Origin of the sequence: uncultured Hymenobacter sp. (assembly GCF_964242765.1) — a bacterium.
Taxonomy (GTDB): domain Bacteria; phylum Bacteroidota; class Bacteroidia; order Cytophagales; family Hymenobacteraceae; genus Hymenobacter.
Window position 1 is genome coordinate 44,364 of sequence record NZ_CAXTBM010000036.1, and the last position, 18,937, is coordinate 63,300.

Genomic DNA, 18,937 nt, shown 5'->3' on the forward strand with positions numbered 1-18,937 from the left:
ACAGAAACTACCAAAGAAAAAGTCATGAATAACAAATCAACTGTTTGGAATGTATTCGGTTGGGTATTTGGAATAGTGACTTTTGCAATCGGCGTAGCGAATATATTTTTGGTGCATCCTGTTCCAGGAATTGTCTACCTATTTCTTTCGCTCGTTTATTTTCCTCCGGCAAACGCTAAGCTCAAAGAAAAGACCGGTTTTTCTATTCCGCTCGCAGTAAAAATCCCCTTGAGCATCGTCATTATCATGTTCACCTTGGGGGTGAGTGACCTCGGCGATATGATTGATGGCGTATCTCGGACACCCCAATAAGTGGGAAGAACGATACTGCACCGCGCTCAGAGAGCGATAGGCCTTCACTGGCTATCCTTCTAAATCGAAGCACAATTAAGAGCGACAGAACGGCGAAAGACAAATGTCCATTTTCTTATAACTTTAAAATACAAAGCTGTTTCAAGTACCCTATATGGATCATTAGGCTATACATGGTATTCTAGAACAGGAAAGTCCCATGCAATTAGAAGTCGGCATCTCTCAAAAACCTAAATACTCATCGTAACATTTGCCATAGCAACAGCAACAAACGGATTAATAAGGTGTTTGGAATGTGTAGAGGCCCCTTTTGCTACCTTTACTAAAGTGCCGTTGCTAAAGGCTTACTGGTACTGCCTGAGATACACTGGCATGTTGAAATACCCATAAACTACAATGAAACATCGGCCCCATTAACAAAAAAACCTCGTTCGCAGGTTGCAAACGAGGTTTTGGTGATCCCGCTGGGATTCGAACCCAGGACCCATACATTAAAAGTGTATTGCTCTACCAGCTGAGCTACAGAATCAATTACTTTGCAACCAAAACTTGCTTGATTGGCTAATGGTGGCACAAAAGTAGCCGGCTAGTTTCTACGCTCCAAACGTTTTGCTGAAAAAGCTCTTTCTTTTTTTTCTACTTTCTCTCGGGTTCTTTCAATTCGCTACGGCCCAGAAAGTTGCTCCGGAACTTATCCGAGCTGACTCAGCCTTCGATGCCGGAGCGTATCAGTTGGCGTATCAGCAATACCGAGGATTGCTACGGCAAGACGCTCTGGTGTCGCCCCGCTTGTTGTTGCGTATGGCGTATGTGCAAGAAGGCTTAGGTCATTACCCGGCATCGCTCTATTATTTAAGTATGGCCCTGGCCCGGCAACCTCGGTTGGCAACCTGGCACAAAATGGCGGACTTGGCCCGCGACCAACGCTTGGCTGGCTACCCCGAAACGTGGCGACAGGACTTGCAACTCACTTTTCGGCGCTATTACTATTTCGGGTTGCAAGGGCTGTTGCTCGGGGCAGTAATAGGTGGCACCCTGCTACTGGTGCGCCGACAGCGAATAACCCGCGGCTGGTGGATGATCTATGGCTCCTACCTAGTGCTTACTGTGGTGTATCTCAACCTACTAGGCACTGAGCGGGCCGCCTTGGTAGTACGGCCCAGAGCCGCTCTCATGGCTGGTCCTAGTGCTGGGGCCGCTTGGCTTACAACTGCCGCCGCTGGCGACCGGCTAGTTGTACAAGGTCAGCAAGACACTTGGTATCAAGTGCAATGGCAGGGCCAGGAAGCGTATGTCCGCACCCAGGATCTGCTGCTGGTACAATAGGGCGGCGAGGCGGCAAACCCGTGAAATAGTGCGTTTTGATTCTGCTTGCGCAGTGCACGCGGCCAGAATGTAAAAATTTCAAGCTCACTTAGTCACTGCCTCGCCGCTTTATAATTCTCCTTTTTCTTCTTTGCGGAAATGGCTGAGAACTAGCTTATCAGTTAGACTGGGAAACCACTTGTTTAGGAAAACGGTGAGTTTACCCTGACTGGTGAGCACCAAGTCGCGGCGGCGGTGCCGGACGGCGTCGAGCAGGTGGCCAGCCACTTCTTCGCTGGTCATCATCTTTTGCTCGTCGCGGGGTGACTCGCCCTGGGCGGAGCCATCGGCAGCTAAGGCCACTTGGCGAATGTTGGAAGCGGTGAAACCAGGGCAAGCTAGCAGCACATGCACTCCTTGGGGGAGCAGTTCAGTGCGCAACGCTTCCAGAAAGCCATGCATAGCAAACTTTGAAGCGGAATAGCCCGTGCGCCCCGGTAGGCCCCGGTAGCCAGCAATGCTGCTCACGCCCACCACCGACCCCTTGCTGGCCAGCAGGTGGGGCAGTGCAAACTTGGTGGTGTACACCGTACCGAAAAAGTTGGTTTGCATCAAACGGCGGATAACCTCGAGGTCTACATCCTGAAACCGGGCGCGCATGCTTATACCAGCATTATTGAGTAGCACATCGAGTTGACCAAACACCTGAACAGCTTCCGCCACGGCCCGCTCGGAGTCCTCCTCTACTCCTACGTCGGCGCGCACAGTGTGGTGTACAATTCCAAGCTCGGTTAGCTCACGGGCGGTGTCTTGGAGACGAGCTTCGTCGCGGCCCGTAACAACGATGCGCGCGCCTGCCTGCCCGAAGGCCACAGCGCAGGACCGACCAATGCCGGACGTGCCGCCGGTGATAAGAACTACTTTGTTTTTCATGCCTAGAAGAATGCGTTACCTGCCTTGAGGCAGGTCGGCAAAACTACTTATTTCAGGGCAGGCGGTCGATATTTGGTACTAATTCATCTATTTTTTTAACCCTTAGAACTTATTGAATTACATATCGCTCCCACCCTGGAAGAGGCTGCACTTTGTCAGGGCATTGTTCCTACATTTAGAGTTTATTATGTGATTTTGTACCCCTGTATTCTATGCTTCTAACTTTACGTACGCAACGCTTACCATCTCCTTGGCTGGGTGCTTTCTTACTGGTTTTACAATTAATACTGGGGCCGATTGTGGGCTGGGCCCAATGTCCACCAGCTACTAATGCGTGTACGCCGGGTTCGGCACCAGCTTCCGGCCATGCCTTCGGGATGGGCATTCTGAACGTAACGTTAAGCTCAATCAACAACACCACGCCTGGGGTGCAAGATGGTTTTCGGGACTATGCTTGCACCATTGGGACCACCCTGACGGTAGGCCAGAGCTACCCTATTAGCATTCGTACCAATGCGGGTGTCAATGAAACGGTGCGCGTGTGGCTGGATATCAACAACGATGGCACCTTGAATTCGGTCTCGGAACTGATTTTCTCTTCCAACGCCATGCAACTCCACAGCGGTACTATTTCACTGCCCGCTAACACCGTGCTTAACACCCGGCTACGGCTGCGCGTCGCCGCCGACTGGGAAAATTCGCCAGTACCCACTCCTTGCTCTACGCCTCAATACTCGCAAACCGAAGACTACGCTATAACGGCCGTAGCGAATACGGCCGCCCCCATTGCAGAGTTTGTGGCCGACCAGACGCTGACTTGTTCGGGCTGCGTGCAGTTCACCGATCAAACGCAGAACGCTCCTACTAGCTGGCTCTGGAACTTCGGCGATAACACCACCAGCACCCTCCAAAACCCTAACCACTGCTACACCACGCCGGGCACCTACACCGTGACGCTAACGGCAACTAATGCAACCGGTTCCAACGTGCGCACTCGCACGGGCTACATTGTATATAACAATACGGTGCCCGTAGTAGCCACCTGCACGCCTACCACCACCGCTTATTGCTGCGACTACGGTATCACCCGTTTCGCGCTGGGCGCACTCGTCAAAACTTCGTTGAATGGGCAAGCTGGCTACGAGAACTTCACCTGTGGCAGCCGGGTACAACTCACCGAAGGCACCGCCGTGCTGATTAGCCTCATCACTGGCGGCACCACTCCGCACGACACCCGCGTGTGGCTGGACTTAAATAACGATGGCGCTTTCACGGGCAGTGAGTTGCTGTACACCGCGTTGAACCGCGCTAGTCCTTCGGGAACCTTAAGCATTCCGGGCTCGGCTGTGAAAAACGTGCCGCTGCGCCTGCGGGTGCTAGCCGATTTTGTGGGGGGCGCCAGTGGCCCCTGCGCCAACCCGCAGTTAGGTCAAGTGGAGGACTACACCGTAACGGTGCTGTCGAACACCAATCCGCCCGTGGCAGCTTTCACCTCGAATTTCGTGCTGGGCAACTGCCAAAACCCCGTACAGTTCACCGACCAAAGCAGCAATGCGCCCACAAGTTGGCTCTGGAATTTCGGCGATGGCAGCACCAGCACGCAACAGAATCCGTCGCACATCTACTCCACAGCGGGGGTGTTCAACGTTAGCCTGACAGCAACCAATTCCTTTGGCAACAACGTGGTGACGCAGAACAGCCACGTGGTATTTATGCAACCCTGCGTGTCGTATTGCACGGCCACGGGTACAACAGCTAACATCTGGCTAACCAACGTGGCCGTCCGCCGCGGAGCCTTCGCCGACCTCGACAATACTTCTACGGCTTCAACCGGCGGCTACGGCAATTACATCAGCCAAGTGGTAAACATGTACCAGGGACAAAGCACCACGCTAAGTTTGAGCGTGAATGCCAACTTTCAGCAGCATGTATTGTGGGCCTGGGTGGATTGGAACCGTAACGGCACCTACGAAACGTCGGAACTGGTGATGAACGGACAAACTTCGGCCACGGTCTTCACGGCGCCCATTTCCATCCCGACTACCGCTAGCACCATCGGCTTTACGCGGATGCGCGTGATGGTGCGGCTCAATACCTTGCCTACACCTACCGCCTGCCAGATCAACCAGAACAACTCGGAAACCGAAGACTACTCGGTGCGCCTGAACCTGGTGCTGGCTACGCCTGAGGCGCGTACGATGCCAGCGCTGACCATCTTCCCGAACCCCTCGGCCGACGGCCACCTACGCTTGCGCCTCCCCGACCCCGCTGCGGCCGGCACCTACGCCGTGCGCATCGACAACGTGGTGGGCGCCCAGGTGATGCAGGCTTCGGTGAAGCTGGGTCCGAATCAAGAAGCTGCGTTAGACCTCTCGACTCTGCCCCGCGGCCTGTATCTGGTGCGCCTGCAAAACGCCGAAGGAAAAATGGCCGCCCGCCGCATTCAAATAGGCTATTAGTTGCTTGCAACTCACCAACTGCCTTTTGCGCCTTCCAGCTAAGGAATGGCAGTTGGTGAGTTGCAGCGAAGCGCTAACGATCATCATCTAACCTTCCTATATGGCTAAATCTATACTTCGCGCCTTATTCCTGCTGCTGCTGCTAACGGGGTTGCGCCCAGGGCCAGCGGTGGCTTCTCACTTGTTGGGAGGCGAAATGACTTATCAATACCTCGGCGCCAACGGCCCCGCAGGTAATCAGTTTCGTTATCGTATTACGGTACTCATTTATTTAAATTCGGAATGCCCGGTCCCGGGAGTGCCATCCCAGACCGTTTCGAGCGTACCGGACGGGCGCTGCAACATCTTTTTAAACCTTTACAACAAGACCACTGGCCAGCGCATTGTCAGCGGGCAGGGTTCCAACAGCTTCTCGTGTGCGCAGTTGGTTTGTGGTGGTCCTGCTCAGTTCGACCAGCAACCGGCTGGCACGTTTCGGCTGCCGCGTGTTTCCAATCCGAGTATCACGCCGCCGCTGCCGGGCGGGTGCAGCATTCCGGCAGGCACGGTGCCATCCGTGCGCTTGGCCCGCTACGAGGCGATTGTAGACTTGCCCGTGTCGCTCTCAGGCTACTACGCGGTGTACACCGATGGTACGCGCAACTTCAACATCGACAATCTGAACAATCCTAGCGGCCAGAACCAGACGCTGTACGTGGATATGGCCCCGCCGCTGCTACCCAATACGTCCCCTACTTTCTCGGACACGGCCGTTGTTGTTATCTGCCAGGGCGACACCAGCATCCTGGTCAACAACGCCGTAGACCCTGACGGTGACCGGCTGATTTATTCGTTCAGCACGCCCTACAACGACTTTCAAGGCAGCAATCAAGCCTTTACGCCGCCCCCGCCCAGCGTTTTGTACGCGCTAGGCTATTCGGCCACAAATCCTTTCGGTACCACTCCTGGCAACTATGCTTTCTTGAATGCCAGCAACGGCATCAGCCGCTACGCTACTTCTCGTGTGGGCCGGTTCGTGGTAGCCGTGGAGGTGAAAGAGTACCGCTCCATCAATGGCAATGAGGTGTTGATTGGCTCGACGCGCCGCGAGATTCAACTGGTATCGCGCACCTGTCAGCCCAATAATTCGCCGCAGTTTACGCCGGCTACGGTAGTCACCCGCACGTTCACTGTTCAGGAAGGTCAACCCCTCACCTTCAACCTAGCCGCCACCGACGCCGACGGCAATCCTATCAATCTGAGGGCTAATAGTGTCCTGCTCGATGGTACGGGTCCCTTCAACGCCACCTTCGGCGGCAGCCAAGGAACGGTGCTACCGGGGGCGCCTACGGGTAGTGCCACGGTGCAGGGCGCCAATGGCAGTGTAAACAGCCAGTTCGTGTTCAATAGCCAGTGCGGCAACGCCCGTAACACGCCTTACGATGTGGTAATAACGGCTACCGACGTGGCGTGCGGTGCCAAAACCGTGGCCGAAGTGTTTCAGATTCTGGTAACGAAAGCGGCCGGCCCAACGGGCATTACGGGGGAAGCCGTTATCTGCGACCGAACCACTCCGCGGCCTTACACGGCAAGCGGACCCACGGCTAGTTCCTACCGCTGGACCGTGCAAGGCGGTACTATTCAGGGTTCCAACACCGGCAACATGGTGCAGGTCCTTTGGAATGGCACCGGCGCGGGCCGCGTGACGGTGCGCGGCGTCTCGGCGCTAAACTGCCCCACCGATTCGGTGTCGCGCACTATTGACGTGCGGCCAGCCGGCGCACTGGCCGTGACGCCCACCAACGCCACTATTTGCCAAGGCGCTTCCACTACCCTTACCGCTTCGGGCGGCACCAGCTACACCTGGACCAGTAACACAGGCCAAACCTTCACGGGAGCCAGCATCACGGTTACGCCTTCCGTTACGACCACCTACACCGTCACTACGACGGACGGAACGTGCATTAACTCGCGGGCGGTAACTGTGACGGTGAACACGCAGGCAGTAGCCAACGCGGGGGCGGATGCCACGGTTTGTTCGGGAGTAGCGGCCACGCTGGGCACTGCGGGCCTCACGGGCTACACCTACCAGTGGAGCCCGGCCACTAACCTGACCAGTGCCACGGCCGCGCAGCCTTCGCTCACGTTCACAAATACAGGCACTGCGTCCCAATCTTTACGGTACGTAGTAACGGCTACCACCGCCTCGGGCTGCATAGCCCGCGACACTGTGACGGTGCTAGTGAATCCGGCAGCCGTGGCACAGGCGGGAGTTGACCGAGTGTTTTGTTCGGGTGGCACCGCCGTTCTTGGTGATGCTGCCAGTAACGTAGCCGGCAGCACCTATGTCTGGAGCCCAGTTGCTGGGTTGAGCACCTTGAGCGGTGCCACTGCCAACGTCACGCTAACCAACACCACCGCGGCCCCCATTGTCAACCAGTATATTTTGACCGTGACGACCAGCAGCGGCTGCGTAACCCGCGACACTGTTCGCGTAACCGTGAATCCGGCTGCCATTGCCAACGCAGGCACGGACCGGGCTGTGTGCTCGGGCGTTGCTACCACGCTTGGCTCGGCAGCCCTGACGGGCTATAGCTACGCCTGGAGTCCGGCTACGGGCTTGAGTAATGTTAGCGCCGCTACGCCAACTCTGACGCTCACGAACACCAGTGCTACTCCGCAAATCCTGAGCTACACCGTAACGGCTACCACCACTGAGGGCTGCACCAACATAAGCACCGTGCGCGTAACCGTGAATCCAGCCGCCGTAGCAGCAGCAGGTGCGGACCGGGCCGTGTGCTCGGGTGTTGCTACCCCGTTGGGTGCCTCGGCCGTGACGGGCTACACCTACGCTTGGAGCCCAGCCACAGGCTTAAGCAGCGCTACTAGTGCCAGCCCCACCTTAACTTTACCGAACACTGGCACTGCACCACAGGTTCTGAGTTACATCCTGACGGCCACTACCAGCAACGGCTGCGTAGCACGGGATACGGTGCGAGTCACCGTTAATCCAACGGCCATTGCCAATGCCGGCACCGACCGCGCCCTATGCTCCGGCGACCAGACAACCCTGGGTTCGGCCTCACTTACCGGCTACACCTATGCCTGGAGCCCGGCTAGTGGCTTGAGCAGCGCCACCGCCGCGCAGCCTATTTTCTCGCAAATCAACACGGGCACTACGCCGCAGTTGCTTACGTATACCCTCACAGCCACCACTGCTGAAGGTTGTGTGAATACCAGCACGGTACGCGTAACAGTCAACCCCGCGGCAGTAGCCAATGCGGGTGCCGATGCGGCGGTTTGCGACGGCAAGCGCACAACACTCGGTACCACGGCTCTGACGGGCTACACCTACCAGTGGAGCCCGGCTACCAACCTGAGCAGCGCCACATCTGCCCAACCCACTTTCACGGGCGTGAACAACACCCAGAATCCACTTACACTCACGTATGTGGTGACGGCCACCACGACCCAAAGCTGCATAGCCCGCGATACGGTGCGCATCACCGTGAATCCGCGTCCGCTGCCCGACAGTATCCAGGGTTCCACTTCGGTGTGCCCCACGGTGCAAGGAGTGGCCTATTCGGTCCGTAATGCGCAGGGCACCGGCTATCAATGGCTCGTGACGGGTGGTACTATAGCGGGTGGCCAAGGTACGGCGGCTATTACCGTGAACTGGGGCACGGCCTCCGCTACCGCTAGCGTGAAGGCCTTCCATCTGAACTCGCTTGGGTGCTCTTCGGATACAGTCACGTTCCCGGTGCGCGTCAACCAACAGCTTGTTACGCAGCGGCCAACTGGCCCGTTGACTGTGTGCTTGGCGGATGGTCCGTTCACGTATCAAACCTTGCTCACGAACGGCTCCTCCTATGGCTGGCGAATTGTGGGAGGCACTCAGGTGGGCACCAATCAAAACACGGTTCAGGTGAACTTCACCCGCCCCGGTATTGCCAAGCTCGTTGTGACGGAATCCAGCAACCCGACCGGGGGCCGCTGCCTGGGTCAGAGCGACACGCTGTACGTAACGGTGCGGCCTTCCCCCGCCACAAACCTGGCTATTAGTGGGCCAACTCAGGTTTGCGCGACGGGCGGCAACTTAAGCTTCTCGCTGCCGGGCGGAACAGCTTCTACTTACCAATTTCAGTTGAACAACGCTACCGTTGCCAGTGCTAGCAATACAGTCACGCTGCCAACGCCAACCGTCGGTTCCTACACGCTCACGGCCCGCGAAACCAACGCCAGTCTCTGCGCCGGCCCGCTCTACACCAAAACCTTCACCGTAGTGCCTATCCTTGCCATTAGTGGCCCGGCCAGCTACTGCCCCGAAGCGCGCACTGGCCTCAGCTACACCGTAGGCACAGGCCAATCGGGTGCCGTTTATCAGTGGATTGTAACGGGCGGCATCCTTGTCAGCGGCCAAAACTCACCGACTATCCGCGTTGACTTCCCAACAGGCAGCGCCCTGGCTACTATCCAAGTAACCGAGACAACCAGCGCCAACTGCGCCGCTACCTTCACTGTGCGTCCCGACAACGCTAGCACCAACTTGGTAGTAGCTTCCGTCGATCCGCAGGATGACCGCCGGGTTAATTTAATCCTCAGCGTGCCCAACAACACTGGCAACACCAACCGCCTGAACATCATGCGTCGTCCGGCGGGCAGCACTAGCGCTTTCGCCCCCGTGGGCAGCGCGGCCACTACCGCCACCAACTTCACCGATACGGGAGTGGATGCCGATGCCAGCGCCTACGAGTACCGCCTGGAGTTGACCAACGCCTGCGGCACCTTGCTTGGCAGCACGCAACACACCACGATTCGTGCGCAGGCCACCGCCGCGGAAGGTGGAACTGGTCGAGATGAGGGCAAAGTAACCGTGGCGTGGAATCCGTATGTAGGCTTCGCGGTGCAGGAATATCAGATTTTCCGTCGCGTCAGCAACGGCACCGAGGAGTTGGTGCAGACCGTAGCCGCCACCGTTACCGACGCCACGCTCACCACCGGCAGTGCTGGCTTCGACCAGTGCTTCCGGGTGCAAGCCATAAGCGCCACCGCCGGTACGCCGGCTTCGTCTTCTAACTCTGCCTGCGTGGCGTTTGCCAACGACTTGGTATTTTATAACGTGGTGACGCCCAATGGCGACGGCCTTAACGACCAGTTCATTGTGAAGAACGTGGAGTTGTACAACACGACACTCACCGTATTCAACCGTTGGGGCAAGGAGGTATATAAGACCAGTAACTACCGCAACACCTTCGATGGGGCCAACTCTCCGGCTGGCGTGTACTACTACCAACTTCAATTGGCAGGTGGTCGGTCGTACAAAGGCTGGTTTGAAGTAATGAAATAAGCCACGGGCTTAGCTGATTTTCTTGGTTTAACCTGAGTTTTATCGGATTGGAAAAGGCGCTTCATCTGAAGCGCCTTTTTTGTTGTGCAGATTTGTGATAGTACAGCTTCCTTCCTGCTGGTAATACGGTTGCTACCGTTCGAATGAATTTGCACCTAGCACGGTGGTAGAAAGCTGGCGAGTATATTCGACGACGTTAGACTACGCCAACCGACAAAATCCGTAAAATCCGAAATCCGGCTGAATCCGTGATTACCTTTGCGGCGTGAATAAAGCCGCTAAAAACATTCCCGCGCAGGCCCTGCGCGAAGTTGAAATTCAAGACATGGTTGCCGAAGGCAAATGCCTCGTGCGCATTGATAATCTGGTGGTATTCGTGACCCATGTGGCGCCCGGCGACGTGGTGGATTTGCGCATCAGCAAGTCGCGCAAGAACTACCTGGAAGCCGTACCAACCCGATTTCATAAATATTCCGACCTGCGGGTGCAGCCGTTTTGTGAGCATTTCGGCACCTGCGGGGGCTGCAAGTGGCAGCACTTGGGCTACGAGACGCAGCTGCAATTCAAGCAGCAGCAAGTAACGGATACGTTGCAGCGCATCGGGAAAGTAGCGCTACCCGAGATTCAGCCTATTCTGCCTTCACCCGATCAGACGTACTACCGCAACAAGCTCGAATACACGTTCAGCCATAATGGCTGGCTCACCAACGAGCAAATCAGCTCCGGCGAGAACTACGAGCGGCGCGTGCTTGGCTTCCACACTCCGGCTCGCTTCGACAAGATTCTGGACGTGAACCACTGCTGGCTTCAGCCCGACCCCAGCAACCAGATCCGGCTGGCGGTCCGCGACTATGCCCGCCAGCATGATCTGCCCTTCAACAACCTGGTGACCCAGCAGGGCTTCCTGCGCAACCTGATTATCCGGACCGCCAACAGCGGCGACCTGATGGTGATTTTGCAGTGCTACTACGCTCACGATGCCCTGCTGCCGCTGCTGGATTATTTGCACGAACGGTTCCCGCAAATCACCTCCCTCAACTACGTCCTCAACGACAAAGGCAACGAAACCTTCCACGACCTGGAAGTAGTGTGCTACAAAGGGGAGCCGCACATCCACGAGGAAATGGAAGGCCTGCGTTTCCGCGTCGGCCCGAAATCATTCTACCAAACCAACTCCGAAGGCGCCTACAACCTCTACAAAGTAGCCCGCGACTTCGCCCAACTCACCGGCGACGAGCTGGTGTATGACCTCTATACCGGCGCTGGCACCATCGCCAATTTCGTGGCCCGTCAGGCCCGGCACGTAGTGGGCGTTGAGTATGTGGAGCAAGCCGTAGCGGATGCCCGCATCAACTCGGAAATCAACGGCGTCAACAACACCGAATTCTACGCCGGTGACATGAAGGACGTGCTCAACGCCGAGTTCATAACCCAGCACGGCCGTCCTGACGTGGTCATCACCGACCCACCCCGCGCCGGCATGCACGAAGACGTGGTGCGCCGCCTACTCGAAATGCGTGCTCCCCGCATCGTGTACGTCAGCTGCAACCCCGCCACTCAGGCGCGGGATTTGGAGCTACTGGACGAGGCGTACTGGGTAACCCGCGTGCAGCCGGTGGATATGTTCCCCCACACGCACCACGTAGAGAATGTGGTGGCGCTGGAGCTGCGGTAGTGTAGCTGCTTTTAGCTTATGAGTGCAGTAGCATAATAGCCCTGCTGGAAGCAAATAATTGTTTCGACTGATTCGTCAAGATCGTCTATATCTTCTGTATAGCCACCCACACCGTTCTTGTAAGAAGTAAAACCACTTTCGTCTTCTTCTAACATGTTGTCTTGACTTCGCATATAGTCGCGTAATTTTCCGAGTGGCAGAGATAATAACTGTTTCTCTTGCCACTTAACGTTGGCTGGTTTGGTAAACTCAACAGCATTGCAAGCCTCAGTTTCATCGTAGTAAACAAAAACACCTGCCTGTGTATAATAGTCCGTGAGGGTTATCTGATCAGCTTTGAAAAAGGAGTTTGGCTTTTCCTCAAATAATTTTTGGACAGCTATGCGTTGCATTCCGAATATAATTGGTCCTACACCTGCATAAGATTGAATTTCCCAAATCATAGTGCTGCTCTCTTTGTATGACCAGCAAGATAATACCCACATGGACTACGCCAACGACCCCGAACTGAACGGCAAATATCTCGGCACCATCACCAAGGACTTCGCCACCGTTTCTGATACGCTGCTCGAAGCTTCTTCTCAGGTGCGGAAGATGGATATTTCGAAGTACCCTATTTTCGTTTTCGCCCGCCAGGAGGTAGCTCTTGGCAGCTTGCTCGTTAACGCTGATGAGTTGAGCCTAGAATGGCACGTGTTTGCCTCTTTTCTGGAGCTGTTCGTGCAACAAGGCATCGTCGGTACCGAGGGCGTCGAAGCCTTCCAGTCCACCTACAAGGACCCAGATGAATACTGTTGCCTGTTTGTGCTGGACAAGGAGTTCACCAACTTCGTGTACATTCCCTATCCAGAGGATTAAGACTTGCCTTCTTATCCTAAACACCCCAAAGAACCTGACGGCGCACTAACGGCCGGCCCAGAACAGTGAAGATTGTTCTAGGCTGGCCGTTAGTGCGCCGTCAGGTTCTTTGGGGTGCTATGCTAACTACCCGAAGTGGTTGAACCCTTGTGCCCGGAGCGGCACAGGCTGACCGGATTTGGTGATGAGATTAGTGCCTTCGCTCTTCTCCACCATGTGGCCGATAATGGTAATGTCGGGGTGGTTTTTGAGGAGTTGGTGGGCGGCGAGAGGGACGGTGAAGAGCAACTCGTAGTCTTCGCCACCGTTGAGCATGCACATGATGGGGTCGAGGTTGAACTCCTCGGCCACTTCCAGCGTGGGGTTGGCAATAGGCAGGTTTTCCGAGAAAATGCGGGCCCCTGTATTGCTGGCCTGGCAGAGGTGCAACACTTCCGAAGCCAAGCCGTCGGAAATGTCGATCATGCTGGTAGGTAGTATAGCCAAGTCGCGCAGTTCGTGAATTACGTCCATGCGCGCCTCGGGGCGAAGCTGACGCTGAAGCACGTAGGGATACTTGCCGAGTTCGGGCTGGGTTTCAGGGTCGGCTTGCCAGGCTTGCTTTTCGCGCTCCAGCACTTGCAGGCCGAGGTAAGCGCCGCCAAGGTCGCCGGTTACGCAAAGCAGGTCGTTGGGGCCAGCGCCACTCCGCCGCACGGCCTTGCCGGCGGCCACCTGCCCTAGCACAGTAATGCTAATGGTGAGGCCGCCACGGCTGGCGGTGGTGTCGCCGCCCACGATGTCTACATCGTAGGCTTCGCAGGCGAGGCGCATGCCTTCGTAAAGCTCCTGCACAGCTTCCACCGAAAACCGAGCGCCAATACTGAGCGCCACCACAATCTGGGTGGGTATGGCATTCATAGCTGCCACATCCGATACATTGACGGCCACCGCCTTGTAGCCCAAGTGCTTGAGCGGGCAAAAGGTAAGATCAAAGTGCACACCTTCTACTAGCATGTCGGTACTGACTACCACCTCGTGGCCAGTTGGGGGAGCCACAATAGCGGCGTCGTCACCGATACCCAGCTTGGTACTAGGTTGGCGAAGCGTGATAGTATCTTGGATGCGGCGGATAAGGCCAAATTCTCCTACACTATCGAGAGGCGTGATGTCACTCATAAGACACTGATTGGCGCTGATTTAAATTGATTTCGTTGATTGGCGACCTGGCTTTACACGCAGCCGATAGCCGACACAGTCGGGCCGCAAAGGTAGGCAGGCGCAGGCAGCGGCGTTCGGCTAGCTAGCGGAAAGCTGCTTTTATGCGTCCCCCTCGTGCATCACTTGTAGCAACAACGAACAGCTTCCACCATAGTTTCAACCTAGCCGACAGACTTGGTTGTACCTGAGGGCACTATCAAGCCCTGACTATGCGTTGTGGCCCAGAGTAAATAATTAAATGCTTACGCGAAGGCCAACAAATACTACATTAACCTGCTTACTTCGCTTCCCGTTGCTGTTCTTGCTTCACCGATTCGTTGATTTTATACGTAAAACCCGTGCTTAAACAAACTGCCTGGCTTGTACTGCTGCTAATGACCACCTTAGCCGCTTGCAACCGTCCCCCCAAAGCCCTCGATCCAGCTTCGGCCACGGCCGCCAAACAACAGCTCGACGTATTGCGCGACTCCGTCGACACGCGCTGGGCCCAAATGATAGCCAGCGACGATGCCAAAATTACGGCTATCAACCAAATGCTGAACGAACTAGAGCGTTGGCCTGCGGCCGATAAGCAACAGCTTCAACAACTCACTCAAGCCAACAACCGGCTCAAAACGCTACGTTATCAGCAACTCACCATGCAGTCCACCCAAATCGACCGTTATGATTCGGCCCAGGATTCGGTGTTAAGCGTATTGCGCACGATGACTTCGCGCCCCGACGGCCCCGCCCCCAGTAGCACCGCCCTGAATACGCTAGACACCATTGGGCAGTACGACGGGCAAGTGGTAGGCTACCGGGTGAAATACGACCAAGCCGCCAAAAAATTCAACAACTACCTCCAGCTTCGCCAAGCTGAGTTGCAAAGCTTGGGAGGCAAGTACAAACAATTAACCCCGCTCCCCCTCTTCGAGTTGCCCGAATAGAATTCTGGCCATTTTAAAAAGCCTGCTCGACTGATTGCTGAGCAGGCTTTTTATTTTAATTCCCTGACTAACAGAGAAAAACACTTTTTTATCTATCCTCATGCAACCGACACTCGATCCACAAGCTCTTCCTATTACAGCCAGCGGCCGCCGTGCCGCTGGTGTTGGTTGAGTTGGTTGTGGAAAGGCGACCGGAGTTTTCCGGCCGCTTTTTTTACGTCCAGTGCATACTATCTCTATCTGCCCCGTGCGATAGGCAACGTTCGTAGGTGCAGCAAAGGCGTACAATGCTTTAATTGTGAACGGCTTGGTGCCCATCCGAGCACAACAAGCCTTAGGCCCGACACCGAGTGAGGTGCCTTTGCATTGTTTCTAGGAATAAAGGACTTAAACATAAAACAGCTTCCGGGTTGAAAACAGAAGGCGCAACAGTTACAACTGCTGCGCCTTCTGTTTTCAACCCGGAAGCTGTTTTATTACAGTTTCGCCATTTCTTCGCGCACGAAGTCAGCAAGCGTACGTAGGTAATCGGTGCTGAAATCAAAACGGATGCCGGCGGCGGCGTAGATTTCGCCGATGGGCGCGGTGTAGCCCAAAGCCAAGGCGCGCTTGTAGGCTTCGAGTCCCTCCTGAGAATTCTGGCGGAAATTACGCCACACGGCAATAGCGCCGAGTTGGGCCATAGCGTACTCAATGTAATAAAAGGGCACCTCGTAGAGGTGCAGTTGCTTCTGCCACAAGTACGGTTTAAAGCTTTCCAATCCTTTCCAGCTTACCGTACGCTGGTTGAACTCATCGAAAATGGTGGTCCAGCGCTGGTGCCGCTCCGCTTCCGTGTGCTGCGGATTTTCGTAGACCCAATGTTGAAACTTATCGATAGTAGCCACCCAAGGAAAGGTTTCGAGCACACTCTCGAGGTGCGTTTTTTTGGCGCGGCGCAAATCATCCGAGTCGGTGAAGAACACGCCCCAGTGGTCCATGCTCATCAGCTCCATACTCATAGAAGCTAGCTCTGCCACCTCAGACGGTGGATGTTTGTCGGCACCAAGCGGGAGGTTGCGCGTCAAGAAAGAATGGACGGCGTGCCCACCTTCGTGCAGCATAGTTACCACGTCGCGCAGGGAGCTGGTGGCATTCATGAAAATGAAGGGCACCCCGGTTTCGTCGAGCGGGTAGTTGTAGCCGCCGGGCGCTTTGCCCTTGCGCGACTCTAAATCCAGTTGGCCCATGTGGCGCATGGTGCGCAAACAGTCGCCGAGGTACGGGTCCAAGTTTTGGAACACCGTGATGGTCTTTTCTAACAGCTCTTCTCCGGTGTCGAAAGGCCGCAACGGGGCCTTACCCGACACATCTACATCTAGGTCCCAAGGCCGCAACTCAGCCAGCCCCAGGTCTTGTCGCCGCTCCAGATCCAGGTCGTCGATGAGCGGCACTACCGTTTCGCGAATGGCTTTATGGAAAGCCAAACAATCCTGCGGAGTGTAGTCGAAACGGCCAAGCGCCGCGAACATATAATCCCGGAAATTGACAAAGCCCGCGTTCAGAGCTACCCGGTGGCGCAAGCCCACGAGTTCTGTAAACAGCACATCGAGCGGCTCGGCATCGCGCAAGCGGCGCGCCTGAATCGAGCGGTAGGCTTCCTCACGCATCGCGCGGTTAGGACTCTTGAGGCGGTCGGCGGCGCGCGGCAGGGTCATTTCTTCACCATCTAGCGTCACCGTCATAGCGCCGGCAATGGCAGCGTATTGCTGCTGCTTGGTGCTGATTTCGGTTTTGAGCGGAATATTTTCCACCCGGTAGATTTCCAGCGCCTGCCGCACCGAACGCAGAAACACGCGGTATTTGCGAGGGTCGAGTTCGGGTAGAAAGTCCGAACTCATCATTTTCTCGTTGAGGGCGTGGTCGTGGGGTGCCACGTTGGGCTCAATCTCACTCACGAAATACTGAAAAGCGGCAGCCCGCTCCTCGTCCTGCGTATCGCAGGTCATGCGGATATAGCGCCAAGCCAAATCTTCGCTTAAAGCGGCTTCTAACTCCGAACGGTCGAGCAGCCAACGTTCCAGTTCCGCGCCGGAGGTGAGAGTCCGCTCCCTTAGTTCCACGAAGAAGGGCTCCAGCGCTGCCCAATCCGTCACATGAAAATCTTCAGGTAAGTAGTGCCGTGGTGGACGCTGGGTTTCGGTGGCCGAAGCGGCAGCAAGTTCAGTAGTGGGCGTCATAAGGAAAGAATATACGGAAAGTTTTCCGGTACGGTGCGGTTTGGTCTTGCAAGCAGCAAAGCGTGAAGAACCACTATTTTAGGTTCAGATGAACAACAAGCGCGTGGTTTGCATATTTTTCAGGGAAATTTTCAACTCCCCACAGGAACGCGCCAAGTCGTGTTCTAGTCGATTTCGATTACTACGTCGCTAGTGAGTGGATGGGCAACGCACACAAGCACGTAGCCTTGTTTCATTTCCGAATCCGACAACCCTTCGCGCTCATCGAGGTGGACTTTGCCCGAGAGGCACTTCCCCCGGCAAGCCGTGCACAATCCTGCTTGGCAGGAATAAGGCAAGTCAATATCCTGATCCAGAGCGGCTTCCAGCACCGTTTGGCTGGGCGTCACCTCGAATTGGTATTCCGAGCCTTCGTAGTTGATGGTTACGGTACGGGTCTTGATTTGGTCGTCATCGTCGGCCGATACGTCGCCGTGGCCGTTGGGCTGGGTGGCGCTGGCTTCTTGCGTTTCGGCGGCGGCCACGAAACTCTCGCGGCGGATGCGGCTATCGGGCACGCCCAACAAGTCGAGGGCCGCTTTCACTTCCAGCATCATGCCTTCCGGACCGCAGAGAAAATACTCGGCCTGCGAAGCCGGAAACTGATGGCGCTGTTCCAGAATCCGCAGCAACGTAGTCCGGTTCAGACGACCGATGTGCTGATGCGCCGACACTGGCCCAACTGGCTGACTGTATACGTGTTCGACCTGAAAGCGGCTTGCATATTGCGCTTCCAGTTGCCGGAGTTGCTCACTGAAAATCACCGACTTCTCGTTGCGGTTGCCATATACCAAGAGCACATGGCTTTGCGGCTCTTCGCGCAGCACCGCCTTGAGCATGCTCATCAAGGGGGTGATGCCGGAGCCAGCACCCACTAGCACCAACGAACGCGCCGATTTGGGGCTGGCTTTAAGCGTGAAGTTGCCTAGCGGTGCCATTGCCTCTAGCTGCTGGCCTACTCGCACCGTATCGAGCAGGTAATTGCTGACGAGCCCGCCCGTCACGCGCTTCACCGTGACCGACAAACGCGGGGCTTCGCTCGGCGTGCTGCTAAGCGAGTAGGCCCGCCGCTCTTTCTTACCACCGGGGCCACAGGGCAATATCAACGTCAGAAACTGCCCGGCTTCGCTGGCAATTATTTGACGGCTCGGATGTTCCAGATGAATAGTAACAGCGTCGTCGGTTTCCCGCGTGAGTTCGACGACGTTGAGTGATAGGTACGGTGTGCTCATTGGGTGCGCAGAAACTAGAGGCTTGTTTTTTGAAGCAGGATGATAACTATGCCCTACCCCGAAGGGTTTAGAGGAATTGCAAATTACGGGATTCTGTACCGGATGCTTTAGCTTGCAGCCCTACGACGCCCCGTACAAGATATTGTACTACCCGCTGCCTTTATTTCGGCGCACGGTAGGGCCGTCCCACTTTGGTTTATCTCCCTGATCTACTATGCTCGCCGAACTTCTTGAGCGTCACCAGCACGAATTTCATTCTATCCTGCCCGTCAACCTGAACGCCCCCGACGTGGCCCGCCTCGACTTCACCGCCAAAAACCCTCTCCTACATGACGCTGACCTGCGCGACACCGCCGACTTTGAAGCACTAGTAGCGCAGCTGCTAGCCGAGCAGGAGGCGCACATTGGTGTAGGGGGCTACCTCGCAAACCGCGTTATCTACCGCCGCAGTCC

12 protein-coding genes, 1 tRNA gene and 1 pseudogene are annotated in these 18,937 nt (G+C 55.9%); 8 read left to right on the top strand and 6 right to left on the bottom strand.

Translation table 11 applies throughout. The annotated features are described in order from the left end of the window. The first annotated feature begins 24 nt into the window (after positions 1 to 24). Complete coding sequence (locus ACFE7X_RS15440) at positions 25 to 312, top strand: hypothetical protein (protein ID WP_375436581.1); 288 nt, start codon at positions 25 to 27, stop codon at positions 310 to 312. A gap of 453 nt (positions 313 to 765) precedes the next feature. Here ACFE7X_RS15440 and ACFE7X_RS15445 read toward each other — a convergent pair. Continuing rightward, positions 766 to 841, bottom strand: a tRNA-Lys gene (locus tag ACFE7X_RS15445). A gap of 80 nt (positions 842 to 921) precedes the next feature. On the opposite strand from ACFE7X_RS15445, the gene ACFE7X_RS15450 reads away from it, so the two are divergent. Then, positions 922 to 1,638: an SH3 domain-containing protein gene (locus ACFE7X_RS15450; RefSeq protein WP_375436582.1), complete on the top strand. Its 717-nt coding sequence runs from the start codon at positions 922 to 924 to the stop codon at positions 1,636 to 1,638. A gap of 108 nt (positions 1,639 to 1,746) precedes the next feature. Here ACFE7X_RS15450 and ACFE7X_RS15455 read toward each other — a convergent pair whose 3' ends face one another. After that, positions 1,747 to 2,550, bottom strand: a complete 804-nt coding sequence (locus ACFE7X_RS15455; RefSeq protein WP_375436583.1) for an SDR family oxidoreductase — start codon at positions 2,548 to 2,550, stop codon at positions 1,747 to 1,749. Between the two features lie 212 nt (positions 2,551 to 2,762). Here ACFE7X_RS15455 and ACFE7X_RS15460 point away from each other — a divergent pair, with 212 nt between their 5' ends. The 3 genes from ACFE7X_RS15460 to rlmD all read left to right on the top strand — a co-directional run bounded on the left by ACFE7X_RS15460 (position 2,763) and on the right by rlmD (position 12,010). Continuing rightward, positions 2,763 to 5,009: a GEVED domain-containing protein gene (locus tag ACFE7X_RS15460; protein WP_375436584.1), complete on the top strand. Its 2,247-nt coding sequence runs from the start codon at positions 2,763 to 2,765 to the stop codon at positions 5,007 to 5,009. A gap of 100 nt (positions 5,010 to 5,109) precedes the next feature. Beyond that, complete coding sequence (locus tag ACFE7X_RS15465; RefSeq protein WP_375436585.1) at positions 5,110 to 10,335, top strand: gliding motility-associated C-terminal domain-containing protein; 5,226 nt, start codon at positions 5,110 to 5,112, stop codon at positions 10,333 to 10,335. Positions 10,336 to 10,600: 265 nt separating this feature from the next. Continuing rightward, positions 10,601 to 12,010, top strand: coding sequence for a 23S rRNA (uracil(1939)-C(5))-methyltransferase RlmD (gene rlmD, locus ACFE7X_RS15470; RefSeq protein ID WP_375436586.1), 1,410 nt, complete (start codon positions 10,601 to 10,603; stop codon positions 12,008 to 12,010). A gap of 11 nt (positions 12,011 to 12,021) precedes the next feature. Here the strand turns inward: rlmD and ACFE7X_RS15475 are convergent, their stop codons facing one another. Then, positions 12,022 to 12,453, bottom strand: coding sequence for a hypothetical protein (locus ACFE7X_RS15475; RefSeq protein ID WP_375436587.1), 432 nt, complete (start codon positions 12,451 to 12,453; stop codon positions 12,022 to 12,024). 40 nt (positions 12,454 to 12,493) lie between these two features. Here ACFE7X_RS15475 and ACFE7X_RS15480 point away from each other — a divergent pair, with 40 nt between their 5' ends. Then, positions 12,494 to 12,868, top strand: coding sequence for a hypothetical protein (locus ACFE7X_RS15480; protein ID WP_375436592.1), 375 nt, complete (start codon positions 12,494 to 12,496; stop codon positions 12,866 to 12,868). A gap of 126 nt (positions 12,869 to 12,994) precedes the next feature. Here the strand turns inward: ACFE7X_RS15480 and thiL are convergent, their stop codons facing one another. Beyond that, positions 12,995 to 14,026 carry a thiamine-phosphate kinase gene (thiL, locus tag ACFE7X_RS15485; protein ID WP_375436588.1) on the bottom strand — a complete coding sequence of 344 codons (1,032 nt, stop codon included), beginning with the start codon at positions 14,024 to 14,026 and terminating at the stop codon, positions 12,995 to 12,997. A 416-nt stretch (positions 14,027 to 14,442) separates the two neighbouring features. Between thiL and ACFE7X_RS15490 the strand changes: the two genes are divergently transcribed. Beyond that, entirely contained in the window at positions 14,443 to 14,994 is a 552-nt protein-coding gene (locus ACFE7X_RS15490; RefSeq protein ID WP_375436589.1) for a hypothetical protein, read from the top strand. Between the two features lie 476 nt (positions 14,995 to 15,470). Here the strand turns inward: ACFE7X_RS15490 and ACFE7X_RS15495 are convergent, their stop codons facing one another. Together ACFE7X_RS15495 and ACFE7X_RS15500 are read right to left on the bottom strand one after the other, a co-directional pair. Continuing rightward, on the bottom strand, positions 15,471 to 17,213 hold the full coding sequence (locus tag ACFE7X_RS15495) for a M3 family oligoendopeptidase (RefSeq protein ID WP_375436590.1): 1,743 nt from the start codon (positions 17,211 to 17,213) through the stop codon (positions 15,471 to 15,473). 164 nt (positions 17,214 to 17,377) lie between these two features. After that, positions 17,378 to 18,484, bottom strand: coding sequence for a 2Fe-2S iron-sulfur cluster-binding protein (locus ACFE7X_RS15500; RefSeq protein ID WP_375436591.1), 1,107 nt, complete (start codon positions 18,482 to 18,484; stop codon positions 17,378 to 17,380). A gap of 214 nt (positions 18,485 to 18,698) precedes the next feature. On the opposite strand from ACFE7X_RS15500, the pseudogene ACFE7X_RS15505 reads away from it, so the two are divergent. Next, positions 18,699 to 18,937, top strand: a pseudogene (locus ACFE7X_RS15505) (peptidase M23); the annotation flags it as partial.